The sequence below is a fragment of the Onishia taeanensis genome, from assembly GCF_900100755.1.
Lineage (GTDB): Bacteria > Pseudomonadota > Gammaproteobacteria > Pseudomonadales > Halomonadaceae > Onishia > Onishia taeanensis.
The window spans coordinates 1-22,278 of record NZ_FNCI01000015.1 but is presented as its reverse complement, the minus strand read 5'-3'; the positions used below and the strand labels follow the sequence as shown (position 1 = coordinate 22,278).

The following is a 22,278-nucleotide window of genomic DNA, read 5'->3' as shown; positions in this document are numbered from 1 at the left end:
GGCAAGCCCCGCTCGCCGGCTTTCCGTGCGTCTTCAATAGCGTCAACGTTCGATGTCTGCCCGCTGTGAGCTCGGAAGAAGTGACGATAGACCAGTGCCGGCATGCCGCGGTGGCCCTTATTTCTGCTTCAGCTGGTCGCGAAGCTGATTGGGTACCTTCTTGATGATCAGCCGGTCCTGATCGGCGTCGTATTCGACGCTGGAGCCGAGAAGGTGCGAGTCGAAGCTGATCGACACACCGCCGGCGCGCCCGGTGAAGCGTCGGAACTGGTTGAGGGCGCGCTTGTCAGGCGGGATCTCGGGTGACAGGCCGTAGTCCTGCTGACGGATATAGTCATAGAAGGCCTTGGGCTGCTGTTCGTCGACCAGCTCGGAGAGTTCATCAAGCGTGATAGGCTCGCCGCGGCTGGCCTGGTCGCTTGCATAGTCGATTACCGCATCGGTCTTCTCGCGGCTCTGCTCCTCTGGCAGGTCTTCCTGTTCGACGTAGTCGCTAAACGCCTTGAGCAGCGTACGCGTCTCGCTCGAGGCGTCCACGCCCTCTTGCGCGCCCAGCAGCGTCGCGAAGTCGTCGGCGAGTTTCTTGCCACCGCGGTCGCGTAGAAACGACAAGTATTGACGTGAAGGGGAGTCGTCCTGCCACTGGGTCAGGTTGATACGTGCGGCAAGCGACGGCTGAGCCAGATTGAACTGACTGGTCGCTACCACCTTCTGCTCGGCATCCAGCCCGAACCCCTGGCGCATGTGCAGCAGTGCCAGCGAGAGGTAGTCGGTGTCGCCTTGGCGTTCGTGAGCGATAAGCAGATACCCGCCCAGCGGCAGGTGGTCGTCGACCAGCGCAGTGATCTTTTCGGCCAGCTCGCGGCTGAAGGTGACGAAGTCCAGTTCATCCGCCAGGTAAGCCGCAAGGCGCGGGGGGACGACACCGGCCTCATCGCCCTCGGCGAAGCGCCCCCAGGTCTTGGCCTTGCCGTGATAGGCCTTGTTGAGACCGGCCACCAGATCGCTCATGGCGGCCGAGTCTTTGATGGCGGTGGCGGCGGGCGTGAGGGTCGCCGGCGCGTCGCTGCCGGCTTTGTCGATGGTGTGAACGATGCTGTTAAGAATCGGCATGAAGGACTCTAGGCTCGTGCATGGGGCGCCGATGATACCGCATGATCGGCCGGGCTCGCCTGCCAAGAGCGGAAGGCGTGGGTATTCAGACCATCAGGCCTTTGGCAATAAGGTTGAGGCTGGCTAATAGCAGGATGGCATAGGCGATGCGGCGCAAGGTCGGGTCGCTAAGCGGCGGCGGTCGTCTTCTCGCAAGCTCCGTGGTGCCAGCTACCACCACCGCACCGATAGTCCCCAGCAGCATCAGCTCGGATAGGTGCTCTCCGGCGCGCCCGGGTGACAGCAACGCCAACCCCATGCGAGCCAGCCCCATGACGAGGAAGGCGCCGAGCAAGGTGCAGCGGATGGCGATCAGCGTCATCGGCTGACGGTAGAGCATCACCACCAGCGGCGGGCCATTGGTGGAAAAAAGGCCGCCCATCAATCCTGAGAGCACTCCCGCGACGCGAAACTGCCAGTCGGGGGAGCGTGTCTCACGAGGTTGTGGCGAGCGCATCAGGACGATGCAGGCGAAGAGGATCACGAACCCCAGCAGCATGCCCAACAGAGGGGCGCGGGACTCGCCCAACCAGATCGCCAGGTAGTAGCCTACCGGCAGCATCAGCATGCCGAACAGCAGCAGGCGGCGCATCAGCGCTACATCGATCTGCTGCCAGCGGCCGCGCAGGGCCATGGAGTTGTTGAATAGGCTCAGCAGGGTGCAGAGCAGGGCGGCGCTTTCGATGGGGAGCACCTCCAGCGCCGCCAGCAGGCCCATCACGATCAGCCCGAAGGCAAAGCCGGTAAGGGTCTGGACGTAGCTGGCTAGTGCCAGGCTCAAGAAGATAGCGGCGTATTGCCAGAGCAGCATGGCGTGAGTCCCGCGCAGCAAAGATCAGAAAACGCCTATTGTCCTTGTACGAGTATCCGGTGAACAGGGTGGCAAGGCCGTCACCCGTCAGCGATAGCAGTGTATAGGGCTGTTCTCAGGTATTTTTCGGTGAATGATGAGTTGTCAAGTCTATTTTCTACACCGAAAGAAAGTTGATATTACTACTAGAATAGAGTGTGCTGATTGCTAATCGTCACGACATTTATATTCCTTCTGGAGTCAGCCGATGAAGCTGGTCGTTGCCGCCACCCCAGTCCGTCGGCCCCTCATCCGCATAGCGGTAGGCGCCTGGTTGATGGTCACTGGCTCGCTGGCGCTGGCGGTTGATGCCTTGCCGGCGCCTGAGGGCAGGGTAGTCTTGACGGTAACGGGCAATATCGATGTCACGAACACTGATGATGGGCGGAGTGCCGAGTTTGATCTCGAAATGCTCTCGGCATTGCCGCAGCATGCCTTTGATACCGAGACACCCTGGACGGAAGGGCGTCATCTTTATCGGGGCGTCCTGGTGCGGGACTTGCTCAAGCGCGTCGGCGCGCGCGGAGATAGCGTTCGCGCCACGGCGTTGAATGACTACCATCACGATATCGAGATGGACGAGCTGAGACAGGAGCCATTCTTGCTGGCGACGCATCGCGATGGCGTGTCGTTGACAGTTCGCCAAAAGGGCCCTGTCTGGATAATGCTGCCGCTGTCCGATAAGCCGGAGTACAGTCGAAAGCGCTATATCGACATGCTGGTCTGGCACCTGACCACCTTGAATGTGAAGTGACATGCAGCGATTCCGGCTCTGCTTTCTCGTTGCGGTAGCGCTGATTTTTGGCGCCAGCTCCTTGTATAGCTACAACCGCGACATGCAGGTGGTGAGCCATGTCTCCAGTACCATCAAGGCCATTGGCTGGGCCAGTTCCGAGTTGGAGCTGGAACTGTTGAAGTTCGATCTGGCGCTGACCGGTCTCGCTGCGGATATGGTGGAAACGGAGGAAGTCGAGCTTCGCTTCAATTTGCTCTGGAGTCGAGTCGACACCTTGCTGGTGGGGGAAGAAAACCGCCCGGTGCGCGAGCAGCCGGGAGTATTGCCGATGCTCGAGTCCTTCAAGGCGCAGTTGGCACTATGGGAAGAGCCCATCTATTCGCTCAGCTCTGATGACGATGCGACGATCGCGGCGATTCTGCAGGGGCTGTCGGAATATCGCGCGATGGCGCGGGAAATCAATGTCGATACCTTCGAGGGTGAGAGCGTCTGGCGCCAGCTCGATTTCATTCAAGACATTCGTCATCGCTCCAATCTCTATTTGGTCGGCCTGATGCTGAGTGGGCTGGCGATGTTGGTATTGCTTCTGCGGGAGAATCGGCGTAACTGGCGCCTGGCTTATCAGGATCTGCTCACCGGCCTTCCCAACCGTGTGTCGTTCTATGACCAGATCGCCAAGGAGCTAGAGCAGGCGGCGCGCCAGCAAAGCAAGTTCGCCCTCTACATGATCGACCTGAACGGTTTCAAAGCGATCAATGACAGCCTCGGTCACGAAGTGGGCGACCGCATGCTGCAAGAAGTCGCGAAAAGATTGGCTGACACTATCGGCCAGCAGGGCTTGGCAGCGCGGCTTGGCGGTGACGAGTTCGTGGTGCTTCAGCGGCTCTCGACCCATGAGGGCCCCGAGTCGATGGCCGCCTTGCTGTGGCAGTCACTATCTCGGGAAGTGGAAATGGTCGATGGTAATCTGACGCCGCAAGCCTCCATCGGTATCAGCCTCTACCCGGACCATGGTGAGACCAAGAAAGCGCTGCTAAGCAATGCCGATATGGCCATGTATCATGCCAAGCAAAGCTCGGGCACGTCGGTACAGCTCTTCGAGTTTGGCCTGAATGAGCCCCGCTTGCGTCGTCAAAAGCTGGCGCTGGAATTAGAAGTAGCGATCGAGCACGATCATCTTGAGCTTCATTATCAGCCCATCTTCGATCTCGAGGGCGACGCGCTCGAGTCGGTGGAGGCGCTATTGCGTTGGAACTCTCTCGAATTTGGCGTGATCAACCCCCTGGAGCTTATCGAGGTAGCCGAGAAGCATGGCCTTGCGCCCCGCCTGAACCGGTGGGTGTTGCTCACTGCCTGCCGGCAACTGCAGCGCTGGCACTTGGCTGGCGCCACCATGCTCAAGGTCAACGTCAATATCAGCCCCAGTATCTTCAAGGGCGATCAGTTGATCCCGACGATACGGGAGGCATTGGCCTCGGCCTCGCTGGAGGCCTCGGCCCTGGTGCTAGAGATCACCGAAGACACTACCCTGTGGGACACGGCGGGGTCGCTCGATACGTTACAAGAGCTTCGCGCGCTGGGCGTTGAGATTGCCCTGGATGATTTTGGTACGGGGTATTCCTCGTTCAGCCATCTGCGCCATCTTCCCTTCGACAAACTGAAGCTGGACAAGAGCTTCATTGATGATCTGGCGTCCGATCCCCGGGCGGTCAGCCTGATCAGGACCATCATTGCGCTGGCGGAGAGTCTCGACATGGTGGTGACTGCCGAGGGCATCGAGGTGGAGCAGCAGCGGACATTACTCAACGAGTTAGGCTGTCACCTCGGCCAAGGCTACCTAATGGCCAGGCCGATGCCGGTCGATGTCATGGAACACTTGCTGTTCGGTCGGTTTTCATATGATCACCGTCCCGTTTGACCGCTCGCCTAGGCAACGTCTCTTTCAGGCGAAGCCATAGAGCGAACACTGCGGCTCTTCGATAGAGCGCCTCGCCCATTGACTAATCTCTAATCGCCGTGGCCTATCGCCTCGGCCTTTTTGCATGGCGCAAGGTGACGGGTAAGCGCTGTTCCGCTACCCGTCTGTATCGCGCTTCACCCTTGGCTTATGTATGTTGGTTGGCTTCAATGTCGGCCTTTCTTGGCGCATCCGGACTATCGAGGGGAAGAGGGCATGTCGTCATCGCTGCTTTCGTCATCGCAAAAAGGCATTCTGTGGATGTGCGCGGGAGTCTTCTGCCTTTCGGTAGGGGATGCGATTTCCAAGTGGCTGGGTGACGTGCATTCGCCCATTCAGATCATCTTCTTTCGTACCTTGGTGTCGCTACCGCTGATCGCGGTTATCGCGTACTTTAACGGCGGTCTGCGCAAGCTTTCGACTCAGCGCCCCGGCGTGCACCTGGTGCGTGGCCTGCTGGCAGCCGGCACCATGCTGTGTTTCGTATTCGGCCTGACGGTGCTGTCCCTGGCCGAGGCAACCGCCATCGCCTTTGCCGCACCGATGTTCGTGACGCTGCTGTCGGTACCATTGCTCGGCGAGCGCGTCGAGCGGCTGCCGCTGATCGCCGCCCTGGTCGGCTTCTGCGGTGTGCTGGTAGTGGTGCGCCCGGGCGCCGCCGGGTTTCAGCTCGGCGCCCTGGTGGTGGTCACCGCTGCACTCTTTTATGCACTGGTGATGATCACGGCCCGGCGCTATGGGGTGCGTGAAAACCTTTGGGCGATGGTCTTCTACGTCACGCTAGTGCCGTTCGTGGTCACCGGTGCCATGCTGCCCTGGGCATGGCAGGCGCCCTGGCCGCTGCACTGGCTGGGGTTCTTGGGTGCTGGCGTCTTTGGCATCGGCGCCATGGCCTGCATTACGCTGGCGTTTCGTCACGCGCCAGCGGCATTGGCCGCCCCCTTCGACTACACCGGTATGGTCTGGGCGGTACTCTTTGGCTGGTGGTTCTGGGGTGAGATGCCCGACCTGTGGGTGTATATCGGTACCCTCATCATCATTGCCAGCGGCCTGGCGATCGCCTACCACGAGCGCCGTACCAGCCTCAAGCGTCGGCCGGCGTCTTGAAGCGGCGGCACCGCTCTTGCTCTCCTGCCTGCCTTGGGCGGTGTTTTTTGGTAAGTGCCCCAAGACGAAGGGCGGCAAAAACTGGATAATGACCGGTTACGCCTCACGGCCTCCAAATACATATATCCGGTGCTTTTTTCATGGAAATCAAGGTCAACTTTCTCGAGAACCTTAGGCTTGAAGCCAAGTTTGACGATTTCACCGTCGTCACCGATCAGCCCATCCGCTACAAGGGCGATGGTTCGGCACCGAGCCCGTTTGACTATTTCCTGGCCTCCTCGGCGCTTTGCGCGGCCTATTTCGTGCGGGTGTACTGCAAGGCGCGCAATATCCCCACCGAAAACATCCGCCTGTCGCAGAACAACATCGTCGATCCGGAGGACCGCTACAACCAGATCTTCAAGATCCAGGTAGAGCTGCCGGAAGATCTCTCCGACAAGGACCGCCAAGGCATCCTGCGCTCCATCGAGCGCTGCACGGTCAAGAAAGTGGTACAGACCGGCCCCGAGTTCCAGATCGAGACAGTCGAGAACCTGGACGAAGACGCCCAGGCGCTGCTGATGGCAGAACCGGCGGAAGGGCAGAGCACCTGGATCGAGGGCAAGGACCTGCCGCTGGAGCAGACCATTGCCAACATGACCGGCATCTTCGAAAACCTGGGCATGAAGGTCGAGATCGCATCCTGGCGTAACATCGTGCCGCATGTGTGGTCCCTGCATATCCGCGATGCCGCATCCCCCATGTGCTTTACCAATGGCAAGGGCTCTACCAAAGAGAGCGCGCTATGCTCGGCGCTTGGTGAGTTCATCGAACGCCTTAGCTGCAACTTCTTCTATAACGATCAGTTCTTCGGTGAAGAGATCGCCAACAGCGAGTTCGTTCACTACCCCAACGAGAAGTGGTTCCAGCCGGGACCCAACGATGAGCTGCCCGATGGCATCCTCGATGATCACTGCCTTGAGATCTACAACCCCGACGATGAGCTGTGCGGCTCTAATCTGATCGATACCAACTCCGGCAAGACGGAACGGGGCATCGTCTCGCTTCCGTTCGTACGCCAGTCGGATGGCGAAACGGTCTATTTCCCCTCGAACCTGATCGAGAACCTCTTTCTCAGCAATGGCATGAGCGCCGGCAATACGCTTCAGGAAGCCGAAGTGCAGTGCCTGTCGGAAATCTTCGAGCGGGCGGTCAAGCGCGAGATCATCGAGCAAGAGATCGCGCTGCCGGATGTGCCGATGGAGGTACTGAAGAAGTATCCCGATATTCTCGAGGGCGTCGAAGCGCTGGAGGCGCAAGGCTTCCCGGTGCTGGTCAAGGATGCTTCCTTGGGCGGTCGCTTCCCGGTGGCCTGTGTCACCCTGATGAACCCCAAGACCGGCGGCGTCTTTGCCTCCTTCGGCGCGCACCCGAGTTTCGAAGTCGCTCTCGAGCGCAGCCTGACCGAGCTCATGCAGGGGCGTAGCTTCGAAGGCTTGAACGACTTCATGCCGCCGACCTTCAACTCATTGGCCGTCACCGAGCCCAACAACTTCGTTGAGCACTTCATCGACTCCTCGGGCCTGGTCTCCTGGCGTTTCTTCAGCTCGAAGTCCGATATGGAGTTCTGCGAGTGGGATTTCTCGGGCACTACCGCGGAAGAGGCTGCTTGCCTGTTCGGCATGCTCGAAGAGATGGGTAAAGAGGTCTACGTGGCCGTCTTCGAAGACCTCGGTGCTCCGGTGTGCCGCATCCTGGTGCCGGGCTATTCCGAGGTCTACCCGGTCGAGGACCTGGTGTGGGACAACACCAACAAGGCGCTGTTGTTCCGCGAGGACATTCTCAACATCCACTCCTTGGATGATGATCAGTTGGCCGGCCTGCTCGAGCGCCTGGAAGAAACCCAGATCGATGATCACGAGGACATCATCACCTTGATCGGCATCGAGTTCGATGAGAACACGGTCTGGGGGCAGCTCACGATTCTTGAGCTGAAGCTGTTGATCAACCTGGCGCTGGGACAGCTCGAAGATGCTCTGGACCGGGTGCAGATGTTCCTTCAGTTCAACGACAACACCGTCGAGCGGGGGCTCTTCTTCCAGGCGTTGAATGCGGTGCTCGAGATTGCTCTGGATGATGAGCTCGAGCTGGAAGACTACCTCTATAATCTGACGCGTATGTTTGGCGAGAACACCATCAGCGCCGTTGTCGATTCCATCAACGGTGATGAGCGCTTCCACGGCCTGACCCCGACCAACATGCAGTTGGAAGGGCTCGAAAAGCACCAACGGCTGATCGAAAGTTACAAGAAGCTGCATGCGCATCGTGCGGCTAACGCGACCCTCTAAGTTCGCAGACTAATAGTTGTAGCCGCGGCGCCCACCCTAGAGTGGGCGCTCGTGTTTTACGTAAGTGCATGTCCTAGCTGTAGAACCAGTCTTCATCTCCAGTCGACTATATGACCCTTGGCCGGGGGGCCCTCGTCGCAGCCGAGTGTCTAGGCTGGGAGCGAGGAAGCTGCAGGTATTGATGGTATCGATATGCGTTAACTAGCTGGGATATAAGATGTTTAAAGTTTTCGGCGTATATGCCGAAAGAATGCGTCAGTTCCGTGTGATTCGCCAGCCGCCAGACTCCCGTGACTTGATAGTGTTATAGGAAAGGAAAAACTCCTTTCTAATCAATGCATGGAATTACTCACCAGCTTATACGTGATTGCTTTTATCCCACACCTATGGAATGTTGGGCGGATGGTCTACTAAATAAGTACTATGAAGATCAGCCGTCCGGGGTATATTGATAACCTCTATCCCGGGAAGGAGAGCGATAATGCCAGGCCAGGGAATAAGCCAACTAGGAAAGAATCTGGCGGCGAGGCGGGCAACGTATCAAGGGATTGTTAACCAGGTCGGCTGGGTGCTCGTCGGGATCAGCGCCTTAGTGTTGGCATCCTGGCTGTTCGATATTCAGGTTGGCAAAAGCATACTGCCAAGCTTCCATTCCATGAAGTTCAACACGGCGCTATGCTTTTGCGCCTGTGGCACACTCCTGCTCCGCAAGAAAGTGGCGGCGGCATTGTTAAGCGATATCGTCGCTATGGCGTCGGTGCTGTTGGTGGTCGTGGTGCCTTGTCTCACGATTCTCCAATATTGGGCCGGCTGGTCGCTAGGCATCGATAATCTAGTGGTGACGGATACGACGACGCCTCCTGGAAGCTTTCCCGGCCGGATGTCGCTAGGCACGGCCCTCTGCTTTAGCATTATTGGCACGGCTTGGTTGGTCGCTGCCGCCCCCATGCGTCACGCTATCCTCATTATGCAGTTCCTCGCCTTGGCCGTGGCCATGATCGGCGTCGCTGCTTTGATTGGCTATGTGTTTGGCGTTCAGCAGTTCCAGTTGTTTCTTTTCTCGACGATGGCCCTGCATACGGCGGCCCTTTTCGTGGTCTGTGGGGTGGGTATGTTGCTCATCTATCCCAGGGCCGGGGTAATGCGCTCCGCCGCGAGCTCTTACGTCGGCGGGCGCACGCTGAGACGCTTTATCCCCTTCATTGTTGTGACGCCGGTCCTGACCGGATGGGTGAGCATGCATGGGGCTGAGGATGGCTATTACTCTGACGCCTTTGGCTTCGCACTGAGCAGCGTGGCCAGCATCTTGGTACTGGGGTTGGTCGGCTGGCTCAGTGCCGATGCGCTCAACCGGGAAGAAGATCGCTTCCGCACCACCCTCGACTCCTCTCCGGTGGCGACGATCATGGTCGATGGCAACGGCATTATCTGCATGGCCAACAAACTGGCGCATACGCTTTTTCAGAGCCCGAAGGGGCATCTTGTGGGTCGCTCGATTGAAGACCTGGTACCCGGCCGTTTTCGTCACAATCATGCAGACTACCGACGCGAGTATTTGCACAAGCCTGAGCCCCGCATCATGGGGGAAGGACGAGAGCTATTTGCCCTGCGCGACGATGGCTCCGAGTTTCGTGCAGAGATCGCCTTGAACCCGGTGAATACCCTGGATGGGCGTTACGTGATGGCGGCGATACTGGACATCACCGAGCGTCTCGAGGCCGAGCAACAACTGCTGCGGCTCAACCGCATGCACAAGGTGTTGAGCGGGATCAATGCGCTGATCGTACGTGCCCCTGATTTCGACACCCTTTGCTCGGAAGCGACCCGCATCACGGTAGATGAGGGCGGGCTGACGGCTTCCAGAATCGTTCACTACGACCCCGAGTCAAGGAGCTGCCGGACACTGCATGCGCACGCTGCCGGCGAGCAGTTTGCCCTGCGAGGCTTCTCGCGCCACGAGACAAAGGCCATCAGGCAATGTTTGCAGCGTCAGCGTTCCATCGTCTGTAACGACCTAGATGAACATCCGGATTTCAGAGAGTCGGTCGACTTGATCAGCCTTGGTATACGGGCCTTGGCGGCGTTTCCGCTATCTACGCCGTCAGCCTCTCAGCCAACGGCATTCGTGCTTTATCGCTGCGAACTCTTTTCATTCGACCCAACAAAAATGCAGCTACTGCGTGAAGTGGCCGATAACATCGCGTTCGCCATCGGCAATTTCGATAAAAACCGCCAGCTCGATTTCCTGACCCATTTCGATAGCGTTACCGGTTTACCTAACCGTTTGCTGCTAAGCGACCGGCTTCAACAGGGAATGGTTCAGGCCGAGAGGAATAAGGGCAATCTGGCCGTTCTTTATCTGAACATCGACCGCTTCAAGCAGGTCAACGACAGCCTGGGTCATAATGGCGGCGATGATCTCCTCCGGCAAATGGCACAGCGAATCAGTTCCTGTGTTGGCAAGGCCGATACGGTATCCCGCTGGGGAGGGGACGAGTTCGTTGTGCTCCTTCCGGGCTACAGCGCGGGAGAGGCCTCGGAAGTTGCCAATATCATCATCAATCAGCAGCATTCGCTGATCGTTCTTGGCACCGGGCATGAGTTGTTTGTTTCCTGCAGTATCGGTGTTGCCGAGTACCCGGCGGATGGAGAAGACGTTGATGCTTTGATCAACAGTGCTAGAAGCGCCATGGCGAGCCTCAAGGAGGCCGGTGGCAACGATTACCGACGTTATGTTCCGGGCATTGGCGGCATTGGCGATGATCGGCTGGCGCTGGAAACCTCCTTGCGACATGCCTTAGTCCAGGAACAGTTCCAACTCTATTATCAGCATCAAGTGGATATAGCCTCACGACGGGTAGTGGGGCTCGAAGCCCTTGTGCGTTGGCATCATCCCACTCAAGGAATGATACCCCCGGACCGCTTTATTCCCCTGGCAGAAAAGACCGGGCTGATCGTGCCGATCGGCGAATGGGTATTGCGTGAAGCATGCCGCCAAGGCGCTAGCCTGCCTGGGGTGAGAATGGCGGTGAATCTTTCAGCGCGACAATTCCGCCAGAAAAACCTCGTCACCTTCATTCGCCAAGTCCTCAGCGAAACCGGTATGCCGCCAGCCGATCTGGAGTTAGAGATAACGGAAGGCACGTTGATGGATGACGTTGGATCGGCGATTGAGACCATGAAACAGCTGATGGAGCTGGGGGTGAACATATCCCTGGATGACTTCGGTACTGGTTATTCGAGCCTTAGCTACCTGAAGCGCTTTCCCATCGACACCCTCAAGATCGATAAATCCTTCATCACTGAAGTGACCACCGACGCCGGTAGCGAGGTGATCGTCAATACCATCATCGCCATGGCGCATAGTCTCGGGCTCAAGGTCATTGCCGAAGGCGTGGAGACTGACGAGCAGTTGGCAATCCTGCGCGAGCGTGGTTGTGATCAAGTTCAGGGTTATCTATTCGCCAAGCCGTTGCCCTATCAGGAGGCGATAGAAGCGGCGCACTTCTGAATGCTGGCAGGGCCAGCGATTTCGTCGCGTGGCAGCCTCTGCCAAAGACGTTGCACATCAGGGTTGATGCTTGCGACGTTTTCAGCCCCAGCTCTGATGGCGGTTCAGTGCGCAAGAAAAGCCCAAGAGGGAAGCGCAGTCGGAATCAGGTCACCTAAGACAGGTCCTGTAGCGGACGGGCCAACAATTCCGAGACGACGGCAGGCATGAACTCCCGCGGCAGGGTGATTGCATAGAAGTTCTCGTAGACATTGGGTAGCCGCATGAAGCGGGTCAGCCTGCCTTGCTCCAGCTCGTCCTTCACCACCACCTCGGGTAAGACACTCACGGCGCCGCTGTCCCTGGCCAGCAGGCGCAGCATGGCCATGTCGTCGGCCTCGGCGAGAATCGCCGGCCGGTACTGGTGCAGGCTGCAATAGCCATCGAAGGCCCGCCGAACTTCATGATGTTCGCCCGGTAGCACCCAGCGCAGGCCGCCGTAGCCTTGGGGAAAGGGCTTTGTCGGCTCGGAGTCTGGCGGGCCAACGATCGCCAACGGCTGGCGGGCCAGCAACTGGCTTTGCCACGCCGCTTGGGGCGAGTCAGAGGGCTGCAATTGGGTATTGGTCAGCACCAGGTCGAATTCGTGGCGCGCCAGGCCATCGAGCAGGTCGGTCATACTTCGGGCATAGAGGCTGAACTGCACCTTGGGCGCCTGTTGATTCAACAGCGGAGCGATGAACCCCTCGATGAAGTTGCGTGACATGGTTGAGAGGGTGCCGATACGTAGGTGCTGGTGCTCGGGCTCGATGCCGCGATTGATCAGCGACTCAAGCTCTTCACCCTTGGAAAAAATCACCTCGGCATAGTTGAACACCTGTCGACCCGCCTCAGTCATCACCAGGCGGCGGTTGCGCCTTTCGAACAGCGGCTTGTCCATCCTGTCTTCGAGTTTGCGTATCTGCGCCGACAGGGCGCTCTGGGACAGATGCAGTGCTTCGGCAACCCGCGTCAGGTTGCCTTCGGTGGCCACTCGCCAGAAGTAATAGAGGTGGTGATAGTTTAGACGGCTCATTTCGTTCTCTTTTATAGAACGTTCCGTAAATTTATATCTACTTTAATTAAAATTCGTGCCGAAGGATACTGCTTGCTCCACGGGTTTTCGGAGTTTCTCCCATGCACTGGAACGCGCTGTTGCTTACTACCTTGCTCTCCATCGTGCCGGTCGTACTGGCACTGGGGGCCCTGGCGAGCACTCGCCAGCCATGTGAGCACGCCTGGCGCACGGCGAAGATCGCGACATCGTGTGGCCTGTTGCTGGCGGCTGTCCTTTTAGGCTTGGGTGTGTTCCAGCTGCTGCCGGCGGTAAGCGGCGTCTGGCTGACCACGCCGCTGCACCTGATCATGCTGCTGTTAGCCAATTTCATCGGCTTCGTGGTGATTCGCTACAGCGCTACCTATTTGCAGGGTGAACCCCGACAGAAGCGCTTCATCGCGCTGGCCCAGACCGTATTCGCGGCCGTCAGTGTGGCGGTGCTGAGCGACCATCTGGTGGTATTTCTGCTTGCCTGGCTGACCATCGGCCTGTCCATGCATCAGCTTTTGATGTTCTATCCCGACCGGCCGCGTGCGGCCTTGGCCGCCCACAAGAAGTTTCTCTTTGCCCGCGGCGCCGAACTCTGCGCCCTGGGAGCCTTCCTGCTGCTGTACCTGCACTACGACAGCGCCCGCATCAGCGTGATTACCGGCGCCTATGCAGCGCCCGACGCTACGCTTTCCTTTAGCGAACAGGCGGCGGCCTGTTTGCTTGCCTTGGCGGCGCTGATCAAGTGCGCCCAACTGCCCCTGCATGGCTGGCTGATCCAGGTGGTCGAAGCACCCACACCTGTCTCGGCGGCGCTTCACGGCGGTGTGATCAACCTTGGCGGCTATTTGCTGTTGCTGTTCTACCCGCTACTCAGTGCGTCGACTCCCGCTCAGGCATTGATCCTGATAGTGGCCGGCGTCAGTAGCGTGCTGGCGGCACTGGTCATGATGACCCGCATCAGCATCAAGGTGCGGCTTGCCTGGTCGACCAGTGCACAGATGGGCCTGATGCTGGTCGAAATTGCCCTTGGGCTGGTGGAACTGGCGCTGCTGCATCTGGTCGCGCACTCCTGCTACAAGGCCTACGCCTTCTTGAGCTCCGGTGAAGCGGTACAGGAAGACCTGCAGCATCGCCAAGCGCCTGGCTGCCAGCCGACGCTTTGGCAGTGGCTCTCGGCCGGCGGCATCAGTGCGGCCATGGTGGTCACGCTGGGCGTCGTGGTGCGCTCGACGACCGAGTCCACCGCCTTCGACGTGTTCAGCCCCTGGGTGCTGCTGACGCTTGCCCTGACGGTGCTGCTGGCCGAACGGCGTAACCCGAGCGCGCCCGATAACCAAGCGCGTTTTGTCGGCCTGGCCGCCTTGGTGATGCTTGGCTATTTCACTCTCAAATCGCTGTTCGCCGTACTGTTGCCCACTGTTGAGCACACCACGCCCCTCTGGGCGGATCTCTGGGTCAGCCTGCTATTCGTAGTGCTGTTTGCGGGTTACTACCTGCAGCGTTATGGCCTGCATCTTGGCTGGGTGCAGAAGCTGAACCTCTACTGCTATGCCGGTTTTTATCTGGATGAGTGGGTCACCCGAAACACCCTGAAGCTCTGGCCGCATGCATTGCCGGGCCGTATCCACGCCAAGCAACTGCACACCGATTCTCGCGAGGGTTCACTATGACGATTCAAGAAGACACCAAGATCGCCTTGACTGACCCAACCGTTGAAGTGCGTGACTATCCGCCGCTGACGCCCGCCCAGGAGCAGGCATTGAACCAGGCCTGCGGCAGCGTCGCGCCGACCTGGCCCCTGGATCGCCAGATCGCAGTCAGCCCTTACTGGGCCATGCGCGAAGAAAGCGCGGCCAACGTATACGCCCGGCTGTCGGCGCTGGCTAATATTCGTTCCCTGATGCCGCCAAGCCACTACCTGGGGGCCTGGCAACGCGGCGAGATCACCGATGATCATCTGAGCCAGGCCGGCGAGCGGCTGGGTTACAAGGGCAGCTACAAGAACCTGCTTCAGGTCGTCGAGGACCTCGCGCGGCTGCCGCACTGGCATAACATTAGCGACCTGGTCGATGCGCGCCGCGACCGGCAGCACAAGATGGCCTGGCGCGACGAGATCACCCACCAGATCAGCCAGTTTTGCGCCGCCTATTATCAAGAGGATGGCCCGCTCAACGCCGAGCGCCTGACCGCACCCGCCGACAAGCGCTTGTATCAGCACTGGCGAGACATGACCCTCAAGGATCGCGGTATTGCCATTCTGATGGGCGAGCCGAAGCTGCGGCGTTATTTCGAGACCCTGCCGTATACCGAAGAGGGCCTATTCCAGGCCGCGGTCGCCGAATTGGAGGTCGATGCCCAGCACCTCGATAGCTATGCCCAGGCGCTGTTGCTGGATATCAATGGCTGGGCGGCCTGGGTCGCCTATCAGGATTGGCAGCAGGCACTTGCTGCCGGCGAGTCCAAGCAGCAGCCGTCCGACATGCGTAGCCTGTTGGCGATTCGCCTGGCCTGGGAGCTGGTGCTGTGGCGCTACATTCTCAATGAGCGGCCCGATCAGGCCGAACGACTAACGACCCTGTGGCAACGCGAGCTCGAGGAGATGCCGGAGCAGATCGAACGCCACCAACGCGCGCAGCAGCCGCTATGGGTGTGGCAGGTGGCCAGCGAATTGGCCTACCAGCAGCCGTTGCACCGGGCGTTGAGTGACTCGATACGTCATCCGGTCCCGGCCACCCAGCCCGAGCTCCAGGCGGCGTTCTGCATCGATGTGCGCTCCGAGCCCCTTCGCCGTGCGTTGGAGCAGCAGAGTCCAACCATCCAGACCCTGGGGTTTGCCGGCTTCTTCGGCTTGCCGCTGGAACATCGCTCGTCGGGTGCTGCGCTGGCCCAGCCGCATTTGCCGGGCCTGCTGGCGCCCAAGGTCACCCTGTGTAGCGGCTCGGCGGAAAGCGGCCGTCGCCACGCCAAGCAGTTGAACTGGCATGCCCGCCTTCACGAATGGAGTAAGGCCGCCAGCGCCACCTTCACCGCCGTGGAGGCCGGGGGCCTGATGTATGCCGGCAAGCTGCTGCTGCGCTCATTGAACCCCAAAGCCAAGCGCGCGCCCATCGCCATGGATCAGCTCAGTTGGCACTGGCGGGGCAGCGACGAGGCACTGAGCCTCGATGACAAGGCTCAGCTCGCCCATACCATCCTGAACGCCATGGGGCTCACCGAGCAGATCGCGCCTCGGGTTCTGCTGGTCGGCCACACCAGCCACAGTAGCAACAACCCGCACGCGGCGGGGCTCGAGTGTGGCGCATGCGGTGGCCAGTCGGGGGAGGTCTCGGTGAGAGCCCTGGCCCGGTTGCTCAACGACACAGCGCTGCGTGAGAAGCTGGCCGACAAGGGCCTTATCATTCCGGAGCAGACCCGCTTCGTGCCCGCGCTGCACCAAACCATCACCGACCGTATCGAATTGCCGGAAGGGGACGCGACGCTGAGCCCGGCCGAGCGGCAGTGGCTCGAGCAGGCCGGTGCCCAGGCCCGCCGCGAGCGTGCGCCGCGCCTCGGCTTTTCCGCGGAAGGGGCAGATCTTGCCAAGACGCTCGATCGCCGTGGCGCTGACTGGTCACAGACCCGCCCGGAGTGGGGCCTTGCCAACAATGCCAGCTTCATTGCCGCACCACGTAAGGTGACGGCCCCCATCAACCTGGAAGGGCGCAGCTTCCTGCATGACTACGACTGGAGCACCGATCCAGACTTCACGCGCCTCGAGCAGATCATGACTGCCCCCATGGTCGTCGCCCACTGGATCAACATGCAGTACAACAGCTCCGTGCTGGATAACCGCAAGCTAGGCAGCGGCAACAAGGTGCTGCACAACGTGGTCGGCGGGCATATCGGCGTGTTCGAAGGCAATGGTGGAGATCTTCGCATCGGCCTACCGATGCAATCGCTGCACGATGGCGATATCTGGCGTCACGAACCTCTGCGCCTGAGCATTTATCTTGCCGCGCCGACTCTCGCCATCGAGGACATCATCAGCCGCCACGAGATGCTCGCGTCACTGGTGGATAACGACTGGATCAACCTCTTCGCCCTGAATGATCAGAACGGCGAGATTCTTGCCTACCGCAACCGCCGCTGGGTCGCCACCTAGAGATGATTCGCCTCGGCAGAGATGCCGTATGAGGAAAAGCCCCGAGCCAGATTGTGAACTGGCCCGGGGTTTTTTGTTGGGCCGTGCTCACTGCCCTCATAGCGCGGCTCAGCGCCGCTTTGCATCCATCATGGCGAATGAATAGGCTTGTGAGCCAAGGCCGCTGGGGCGACCAGGCTGAATTACACCCTAGCGTGATGCAAAAGCTACCCGCACCGATGCCCAGTTAGGGCGGTAGCGTGCCGGTTGATTTATTGCTTCTCCGTCACTTGTTCAGAGTTACTTTGTCAGAGTTATTTTGTGAAGAGTTACGACCGCTATGAAGAAGCAATATCTGTTTTTTGTCTTGATGTCGGTGCTCGTTTCCGGCTGTACCAATGTGGCCAGTGATGTTGCCAGGTACATTGAACCAACGGCGTCTTCGCACCTGAAGGCTAGTGCCCTGTTCTCCACCGCCAGTGATTATTTCACCCAGGTCGGATACCAGTGCATTGCTGACGAAGCCTCTCCCATTCTTAAGTGTACGAAAGAGCTCCGTGATCTCTATATCCATCAAACCACCGCCGTAGTCGAGATATTTCCAGGCGACGAGAAAGAGGCGGAGTACATTCTGGTGGCGGAGCGTTGGGACGAAGGGCTGATCCCCGGCGAGTTCATCTCGGGCAATTTCAGGAATGAGGATGTAGCGAATTTTTGCGGCTATATACAGGAAAAAGGGCTGGCGGTGTGCCGCATCAGTCCATAAGTACGCGTGGGCAAAACCACCACAATTTAAGGTATACGTAAGGAAATCCCTTGCAGGTGAGGTAAGGATCGATGCGAGGACGCATTACGGTTTGGAACGATGACAGAGGGTTTGGCTTTATCAACCCCGACTTGGGTGGTGACAGGCTCTTCTTTCATGTCAGCGGCATGGCGCGTGGTGCATCTCGCCCCTCAGTCGGTGATAGCGTCACCTATGAGATGAGCACGGCATCAAATGGCAAGGCGCGCGCCGTTAATGTGCGCCCCGCTGGTTTAGGTGCTGTCTCTGGGGTGCTGATGTCCAAGCGAGTGATCCTGTCAGCCGCAGCGCTCTTGCCGTTCCCAGTGTTGTGGGGCCTCGTCGAGGCGGAGAAGCTGCCGGCACTCGTGTTGTGGTTTTTGGCTGGAATGAGCGCTTTAACCTTCGCTTTGTATGGCTTTGATAAATGGGCGGCAAAACGCAAGGCTCAGCGAACGGCTGAAAATAAGCTTCATTTCTTTGCCTTGTTAGGTGGCTGGCCTGGCGGATTACTGGCACAACAGGTGTTCCGGCATAAATCGAGCAAGCGGTCTTTCCAGATCACTTTCTGGATTACGGTGATACTCAACTGCTGTGTGCTTGGGGCCGTGGGGTCAACCGCTGGCGCGGTATTCATCAAGAGCTTAATTGGGGCATGATGAATAAGCCTAAGGCGCATAATGACTGATTGCGCCATGGTGAAAAGCCATGATGGTAATCGCTTATCACGCGTGAGCTCATTGCACCTGGGAGTACCAGCACTTTTGCCCGATGTTGAAACCCAGTACTCGAGGAGCACCTATGGTGAACGATGGAGACATGCAGCACTTGCGTCGTTGCATAGAGCTGGCAACTGAAGCTCTGGCGCTAGGCGACGAGCCATTCGGTTCTGTGCTCGTAGCGGCGAGTGGAGAGGTTCTCTTTGAAGATCACAACCACGTTGCTTCAGGTGATCGAACGCGGCACCCAGAGTTTGAAATTGCTCGGTGGGCGGCGGCGAATATGACGTTGGAAGCCAGATCAGAAGCCACTGTCTATACATCGGGTGAGCATTGCCCCATGTGTGCTGCAGCACATGGCTGGGTCGGGCTGGGCCGTATCGTGTATGTGAGTTCATCGGAGCAATTGACGGCATGGCTCAGCGATCTGGGAGTATCAGCACCACCGGTGCGGGCTTTACCAATCCGTGATGTCGTTCCCAACATTGAAGTGGATGGCCCAGTCCCAAGTCTTGCCGAGCAGGTGCATGACCTACATCGTCGTTTCCACAGTTCGCCATGAAATGACCAAGGCGGTAATAGCAAGCCGCATGGGTGTGTGGCACTGACTACCCACCGCTTCGCCCAGCATGGTGCAACGGGAGCATACTGAAGGGAGTCATTAATGATCGTTCCGTTGTTTCTCGATACAAATGATGGCCAGCATTTCTCAATGGATGCGCGTCAAGCCATCAAAGACGTATGTGCCTCGGCCGAGGCAGACATACGCGTTCACCTCGGCGCGTTGCGCGAGGATATTGAGTTGGCGTGCCAAACTGGTGAATTCGTGATCCCGGAAACGGGCGAGGTGGGTGGAGCAATGACGCCAAGCCGCGTCGGCTGGACCGTCGATCCCAATATGCCGGGAGGCGTGGCGGGCGTGGCGCGCAGACATTTACGGTTCACGTTATTTCACGAGCTTCACCACCTGGTAAGAGGGTGGGTGATGTTTGGAGGCGAGCCGCGTACTTCTTTCATGGAAGGGGTCGTCAGTGAAGGGCTGGCAACGGTTTTTGAGCGTGATGCCGGTGGCCGAGAACCGCCTTGGGGGCAATACCCGGACAATGTCGAGGAATGGGTTTCTGAGTTACGGGAACTGCCTGTGACGGCACCTTACAATCAATGGATGTTTCAGCATCCGGATGGGCGGCGCTGGATTGGGTATCGTGCGGGCACCTACATTGCAGACCGAGCGATCCTGGCGTCCGGGCGGTCTGCCGCAGAGCTGGCTAGGGTCCCAAGTGATGAGGTACTCCAGATGTCTGGTATCGACTGATACTGGGTGTGAAGGGAGTCCTACCATGCCATCCATGCGGTAAGTGAAGCCCGAGTTTGCTGCGATGTTCTGGAGTATGACGCCGTGCGTCGGCTAGGTTGTTGACTTGCCGACACCGAAAAGGGCCTTAGGTTTATGGAAGCCATTTTGCGGCCTGCAGAGATAGGCGATTACAACGCTATTGCCTCATGGGTAGGTGATGCTGACGCTTGTGCCCGATGGGCTGGCCCAGCTGTGCCATTTCCTTTTTTAGCCGAAGAGCTGCCTGAAATACTGTCTGTCACAGGGGGAAAAAGTTATTGCTTGGCAGGCAGTGATGGAGAGTGTATTGGCTTTGGTCAGTTCTGGACTGTCACGCAGGGGGCGGTGCATATAGGCAGAATCATTATCTCCCCTAGCGCGCGAGGGAGTGGGGCTGGCCGAGTGCTGTGTGAAAAGCTCATCGATAGAGCCTTGCGGTCAACCGACTCATCCGTTGTCACTCTGCGGGTCTATCGGACCAATAGCGCCGCGCTCTCATTATATTCGGGTCTTGGCTTTACGGTTGTTGAAATGGAGTCTACGAGTGAACTGCTTTTCATGAAGGCAGAGGCCAGCAGCCTGCGTGAGAGAGGAATATGAGATAGGCGCGTCGGATGCGCCGCATGTTGATATCAGGCATGACCGAATGAACCCCATATTTCGGCGGGCAAAAGACAAGGGCTATGTTGAACGACTGACGCGTACCAATATGGCGCCTTACTATGAGAAAGCAGGCCTTGTCTGGGATCGCGCGCTGTTTGAGAAAAACTGGCAAGAATTCGAGAGTTACGAAGTAGCCATAAATGGTGGTGTGGCAGGTGTCTTAAGGCTCAGTCATGATGATGTCGCCTACTATATTCGCGACCTTCAAATAGAGCCGAGTTGGCAGCATCAGGGGTTGGGGACGCGGGCCATCAATTTCGCCATTGAGATTGCCCGTAATGCAGGTGCTCAACGCCTACGGCTCCGCGTATTTTGCGAAAATCCTGCTGTAGCGCTGTACGAGCGAATGGGGTTCCAAGTTTGCAAAACGGCAGAAGATACGCACTACATGGAGCGGGAGCTGCCCTGAAAAGCCGATTTTTAGGAAGCCTGCTCACTGATACAGCCGCTTTGCAACTGCCATGACGAATCAATACGCTGGTAGATCCAAGGCCGCCGAGACGACCAGGCCGCATTGCCTCATAGCTGGACGCTAGGACTACTGCATGGATGGCAGGGTGCCATCACAGACATGCCCAAGTAGGGGCGGTAGCGTGGGTGAGTCTTTCTTCTCGTATGCATATTACCCTAGGGGGCTGCGTACGCCGGCAAAGCCGTTGCCCAGTACATGCGTATAGATCTGAGTGGTCTCGATGCTCTTATGGCCCAACAGTTCCTGCAGTGTGCGGATATCCGTACCTTGAACCAACAATTGCGTGGCGAAGCTGTGCCGTAGCGTATGGCAGGAGCCTGGGCGAGGCAGCGATGCCGCTTTCATAGCGCTCTTGACGGCCTTCTGCACCGCAGATGGGTGGATATGATGCAGAACCGTCTTGCCTGAGTCATCGAAACAGGGCCGGCTGGCGGGAAATAGCCATTGCCAGGCAAGGGAGACACCCGCATTGGGATATTTACGATCCAGCGCGTGGGGAAGGCTCACGGGCACGCAGCCATGATGCAAGCGACTAGAGAGCTGCTGTTGGGCAAGGGTGATTTGATGTTGCAAGGCAGGAACGCAGGATGCGGGGAGTAGAGTGGTTCTGTCCTTGTCGCCTTTGCCAGCTCTAACTGTAATGATCTGGCGGTCGAAGTCGATATCACGGACACGTAGGCGGCAGGTTTCAATGAGCCGGAGTCCTGAGCCGTACATCAAGTTGCCCATCAGGTGCATTGGGCCAGATAGGTGACTAAGTACGCGCATCACTTCCTGGTGAGATAAAACGACGGGCAAGCGGCGTGGACGCCTAGCGTGCGAGAATTCTCCGATTTCTCCCAGCTTCTGCTCAAGGACGTGGCGATAGAGAAACACGATGGCGTTCAGCGCTTGGTTCTGGGTGGCCGCTGCCACATGGCGCTCTACCGCCAAGTGTTCCAGGAACGCCTTCAATTCTGGTGCACCCATGCTGGCGGGGTGACGCACGCCATGGTAACGAATGAAGTAGCGTATCCAGTAGCAGTAGGTCTTCTCCGTACGCGGGCTGTAGCGTTTTACCCGCATGGTGGCCTTCACTCGATCCATCAGCTTGGGTGGTCTGCTCTGCGCGTCCATGCATTGCTGTCCCTTGGTATGTATGTTTGTGGCTCTTCACTTCTTCTGGTGGGTAACTCTTTATTTACTTGCCAATTTTGGTCACTGTTATCCCATCCGATTAATCCGATGGATGGTGACCAACGTTGGATCAATGCACTCTCTACGAACAGATCCTGGGACTCCCCTCTCCCTGGTTTGTCTCAGGGGTCGAACTGGATAAGGATCAGGGAGAAGTTGTCGTTCAGGTCTGTCTGGATCGCAGCGCCAAGCTTGACTGCCCCCGCTGTGGTCATGCCTGCCCGGGCTACGACTCCCGGGAACGTCGTTGGCGACACCTCGATACCTGTCAGTTTCGAACGCAAGTCGTTGCTCAAGTCCCT

Annotated in this window: 18 protein-coding genes; 14 read left to right on the top strand and 4 right to left on the bottom strand. The window is 58.3% G+C overall.

What is annotated here, in order from left to right; genetic code table 11:
- Window positions 1-117: 117 nt before the first annotated feature.
- Together yejK and BLR71_RS14800 are read right to left on the bottom strand one after the other, a co-directional pair.
- Complete coding sequence (gene yejK, locus BLR71_RS14805) at window positions 118-1,113, bottom strand: nucleoid-associated protein YejK (RefSeq protein WP_092528168.1); 996 nt, start codon at window positions 1,111-1,113, stop codon at window positions 118-120.
- 85 nt (window positions 1,114-1,198) lie between these two features.
- Window positions 1,199-1,963, bottom strand: a complete 765-nt coding sequence (locus BLR71_RS14800; protein ID WP_092528166.1) for a sulfite exporter TauE/SafE family protein — start codon at window positions 1,961-1,963, stop codon at window positions 1,199-1,201.
- Between the two features lie 247 nt (window positions 1,964-2,210).
- Here BLR71_RS14800 and BLR71_RS14795 point away from each other — a divergent pair, with 247 nt between their 5' ends.
- The 5 genes from BLR71_RS14795 (at window position 2,211) to BLR71_RS14775 (ending at window position 11,640) form a co-directional block, all read left to right on the top strand.
- Window positions 2,211-2,756: a putative pterin-binding protein gene (locus BLR71_RS14795; protein ID WP_092528164.1), complete on the top strand. Its 546-nt coding sequence runs from the start codon at window positions 2,211-2,213 to the stop codon at window positions 2,754-2,756.
- Window position 2,757: 1 nt separating this feature from the next.
- Window positions 2,758-4,656: a putative bifunctional diguanylate cyclase/phosphodiesterase gene (locus tag BLR71_RS14790; protein WP_092528162.1), complete on the top strand. Its 1,899-nt coding sequence runs from the start codon at window positions 2,758-2,760 to the stop codon at window positions 4,654-4,656.
- Window positions 4,657-4,911: 255 nt separating this feature from the next.
- Window positions 4,912-5,802: a DMT family transporter gene (locus tag BLR71_RS14785; protein WP_245696504.1), complete on the top strand. Its 891-nt coding sequence runs from the start codon at window positions 4,912-4,914 to the stop codon at window positions 5,800-5,802.
- Between the two features lie 140 nt (window positions 5,803-5,942).
- Window positions 5,943-8,129 carry an OsmC domain/YcaO domain-containing protein gene (locus BLR71_RS14780; RefSeq protein ID WP_092528158.1) on the top strand — a complete coding sequence of 729 codons (2,187 nt, stop codon included), beginning with the start codon at window positions 5,943-5,945 and terminating at the stop codon, window positions 8,127-8,129.
- Window positions 8,130-8,610: 481 nt separating this feature from the next.
- The gene (locus BLR71_RS14775; RefSeq protein WP_217629342.1) at window positions 8,611-11,640 is read left to right on the top strand and encodes an EAL domain-containing protein; all 3,030 of its coding nucleotides are present in this window, start codon (window positions 8,611-8,613) and stop codon (window positions 11,638-11,640) included.
- Between the two features lie 154 nt (window positions 11,641-11,794).
- Here the strand turns inward: BLR71_RS14775 and BLR71_RS14770 are convergent, their stop codons facing one another.
- Window positions 11,795-12,694 (bottom strand): LysR family transcriptional regulator, encoded by a 900-nt coding sequence (locus BLR71_RS14770; RefSeq protein WP_092528156.1) that lies wholly within the window; start codon window positions 12,692-12,694, stop codon window positions 11,795-11,797.
- A gap of 101 nt (window positions 12,695-12,795) precedes the next feature.
- Between BLR71_RS14770 and BLR71_RS14765 the strand changes: the two genes are divergently transcribed.
- From BLR71_RS14765 to BLR71_RS14730, 8 genes are all read left to right on the top strand, one after another.
- On the top strand, window positions 12,796-14,376 hold the full coding sequence (locus tag BLR71_RS14765) for an NADH-quinone oxidoreductase subunit L (RefSeq protein ID WP_092528154.1): 1,581 nt from the start codon (window positions 12,796-12,798) through the stop codon (window positions 14,374-14,376).
- The gene (locus BLR71_RS14760; RefSeq protein WP_092528152.1) at window positions 14,373-16,847 is read left to right on the top strand and encodes a YbcC family protein; all 2,475 of its coding nucleotides are present in this window, start codon (window positions 14,373-14,375) and stop codon (window positions 16,845-16,847) included. The genes BLR71_RS14765 and BLR71_RS14760 overlap by 4 nt, the downstream gene beginning before the upstream one ends.
- Before the next feature lie 319 nt (window positions 16,848-17,166).
- Window positions 17,167-17,592: a hypothetical protein gene (locus BLR71_RS14755; protein WP_092528150.1), complete on the top strand. Its 426-nt coding sequence runs from the start codon at window positions 17,167-17,169 to the stop codon at window positions 17,590-17,592.
- Window positions 17,593-17,663: 71 nt separating this feature from the next.
- Window positions 17,664-18,269 carry a DUF1294 domain-containing protein gene (locus tag BLR71_RS14750; RefSeq protein ID WP_092528148.1) on the top strand — a complete coding sequence of 202 codons (606 nt, stop codon included), beginning with the start codon at window positions 17,664-17,666 and terminating at the stop codon, window positions 18,267-18,269.
- 142 nt (window positions 18,270-18,411) lie between these two features.
- Window positions 18,412-18,891: a nucleoside deaminase gene (locus BLR71_RS14745; RefSeq protein WP_175491695.1), complete on the top strand. Its 480-nt coding sequence runs from the start codon at window positions 18,412-18,414 to the stop codon at window positions 18,889-18,891.
- A 102-nt stretch (window positions 18,892-18,993) separates the two neighbouring features.
- Window positions 18,994-19,644 (top strand): DUF2268 domain-containing putative Zn-dependent protease, encoded by a 651-nt coding sequence (locus BLR71_RS14740; RefSeq protein WP_092528146.1) that lies wholly within the window; start codon window positions 18,994-18,996, stop codon window positions 19,642-19,644.
- 135 nt (window positions 19,645-19,779) lie between these two features.
- Window positions 19,780-20,265: a GNAT family N-acetyltransferase gene (locus tag BLR71_RS18095; RefSeq protein WP_092528144.1), complete on the top strand. Its 486-nt coding sequence runs from the start codon at window positions 19,780-19,782 to the stop codon at window positions 20,263-20,265.
- Window positions 20,249-20,737: a GNAT family N-acetyltransferase gene (locus BLR71_RS14730; RefSeq protein ID WP_245696503.1), complete on the top strand. Its 489-nt coding sequence runs from the start codon at window positions 20,249-20,251 to the stop codon at window positions 20,735-20,737. Before BLR71_RS18095 ends, BLR71_RS14730 begins: the two co-directional genes overlap by 17 nt.
- A 213-nt stretch (window positions 20,738-20,950) precedes the next feature.
- Here BLR71_RS14730 and BLR71_RS14725 read toward each other — a convergent pair whose 3' ends face one another.
- On the bottom strand, window positions 20,951-21,916 hold the full coding sequence (locus BLR71_RS14725) for an integron integrase (protein ID WP_092528140.1): 966 nt from the start codon (window positions 21,914-21,916) through the stop codon (window positions 20,951-20,953).
- 125 nt (window positions 21,917-22,041) lie between these two features.
- Between BLR71_RS14725 and BLR71_RS14720 the strand changes: the two genes are divergently transcribed.
- The coding region (locus BLR71_RS14720; RefSeq protein ID WP_139172634.1) for a transposase family protein at window positions 22,042-22,278 on the top strand (237 nt) is incomplete at its 3' end.

Bases quoted from the DNA above. Each gene is read 5' to 3' on its own strand.
- yejK (WP_092528168.1), bottom strand. From the start codon at position 1,113: ATGCCGATTCTTAACAGCATCGTTCACACCATCGACAAAGCCGGCAGC.
- BLR71_RS14800 (WP_092528166.1), bottom strand. From the start codon at position 1,963: ATGCTGCTCTGGCAATACGCCGCTATCTTCTTGAGCCTGGCACTAGCC.
- BLR71_RS14795 (WP_092528164.1), top strand. From the start codon at position 2,211: ATGAAGCTGGTCGTTGCCGCCACCCCAGTCCGTCGGCCCCTCATCCGC.
- BLR71_RS14790 (WP_092528162.1), top strand. From the start codon at position 2,758: ATGCAGCGATTCCGGCTCTGCTTTCTCGTTGCGGTAGCGCTGATTTTT.
- BLR71_RS14785 (WP_245696504.1), top strand. From the start codon at position 4,912: ATGTCGTCATCGCTGCTTTCGTCATCGCAAAAAGGCATTCTGTGGATG.
- BLR71_RS14780 (WP_092528158.1), top strand. From the start codon at position 5,943: ATGGAAATCAAGGTCAACTTTCTCGAGAACCTTAGGCTTGAAGCCAAG.
- BLR71_RS14775 (WP_217629342.1), top strand. From the start codon at position 8,611: ATGCCAGGCCAGGGAATAAGCCAACTAGGAAAGAATCTGGCGGCGAGG.
- BLR71_RS14770 (WP_092528156.1), bottom strand. From the start codon at position 12,694: ATGAGCCGTCTAAACTATCACCACCTCTATTACTTCTGGCGAGTGGCC.
- BLR71_RS14765 (WP_092528154.1), top strand. From the start codon at position 12,796: ATGCACTGGAACGCGCTGTTGCTTACTACCTTGCTCTCCATCGTGCCG.
- BLR71_RS14760 (WP_092528152.1), top strand. From the start codon at position 14,373: ATGACGATTCAAGAAGACACCAAGATCGCCTTGACTGACCCAACCGTT.
- BLR71_RS14755 (WP_092528150.1), top strand. From the start codon at position 17,167: ATGAAGAAGCAATATCTGTTTTTTGTCTTGATGTCGGTGCTCGTTTCC.
- BLR71_RS14750 (WP_092528148.1), top strand. From the start codon at position 17,664: ATGCGAGGACGCATTACGGTTTGGAACGATGACAGAGGGTTTGGCTTT.
- BLR71_RS14745 (WP_175491695.1), top strand. From the start codon at position 18,412: ATGGTGAACGATGGAGACATGCAGCACTTGCGTCGTTGCATAGAGCTG.
- BLR71_RS14740 (WP_092528146.1), top strand. From the start codon at position 18,994: ATGATCGTTCCGTTGTTTCTCGATACAAATGATGGCCAGCATTTCTCA.
- BLR71_RS18095 (WP_092528144.1), top strand. From the start codon at position 19,780: ATGGAAGCCATTTTGCGGCCTGCAGAGATAGGCGATTACAACGCTATT.
- BLR71_RS14725 (WP_092528140.1), bottom strand. From the start codon at position 21,916: ATGGACGCGCAGAGCAGACCACCCAAGCTGATGGATCGAGTGAAGGCC.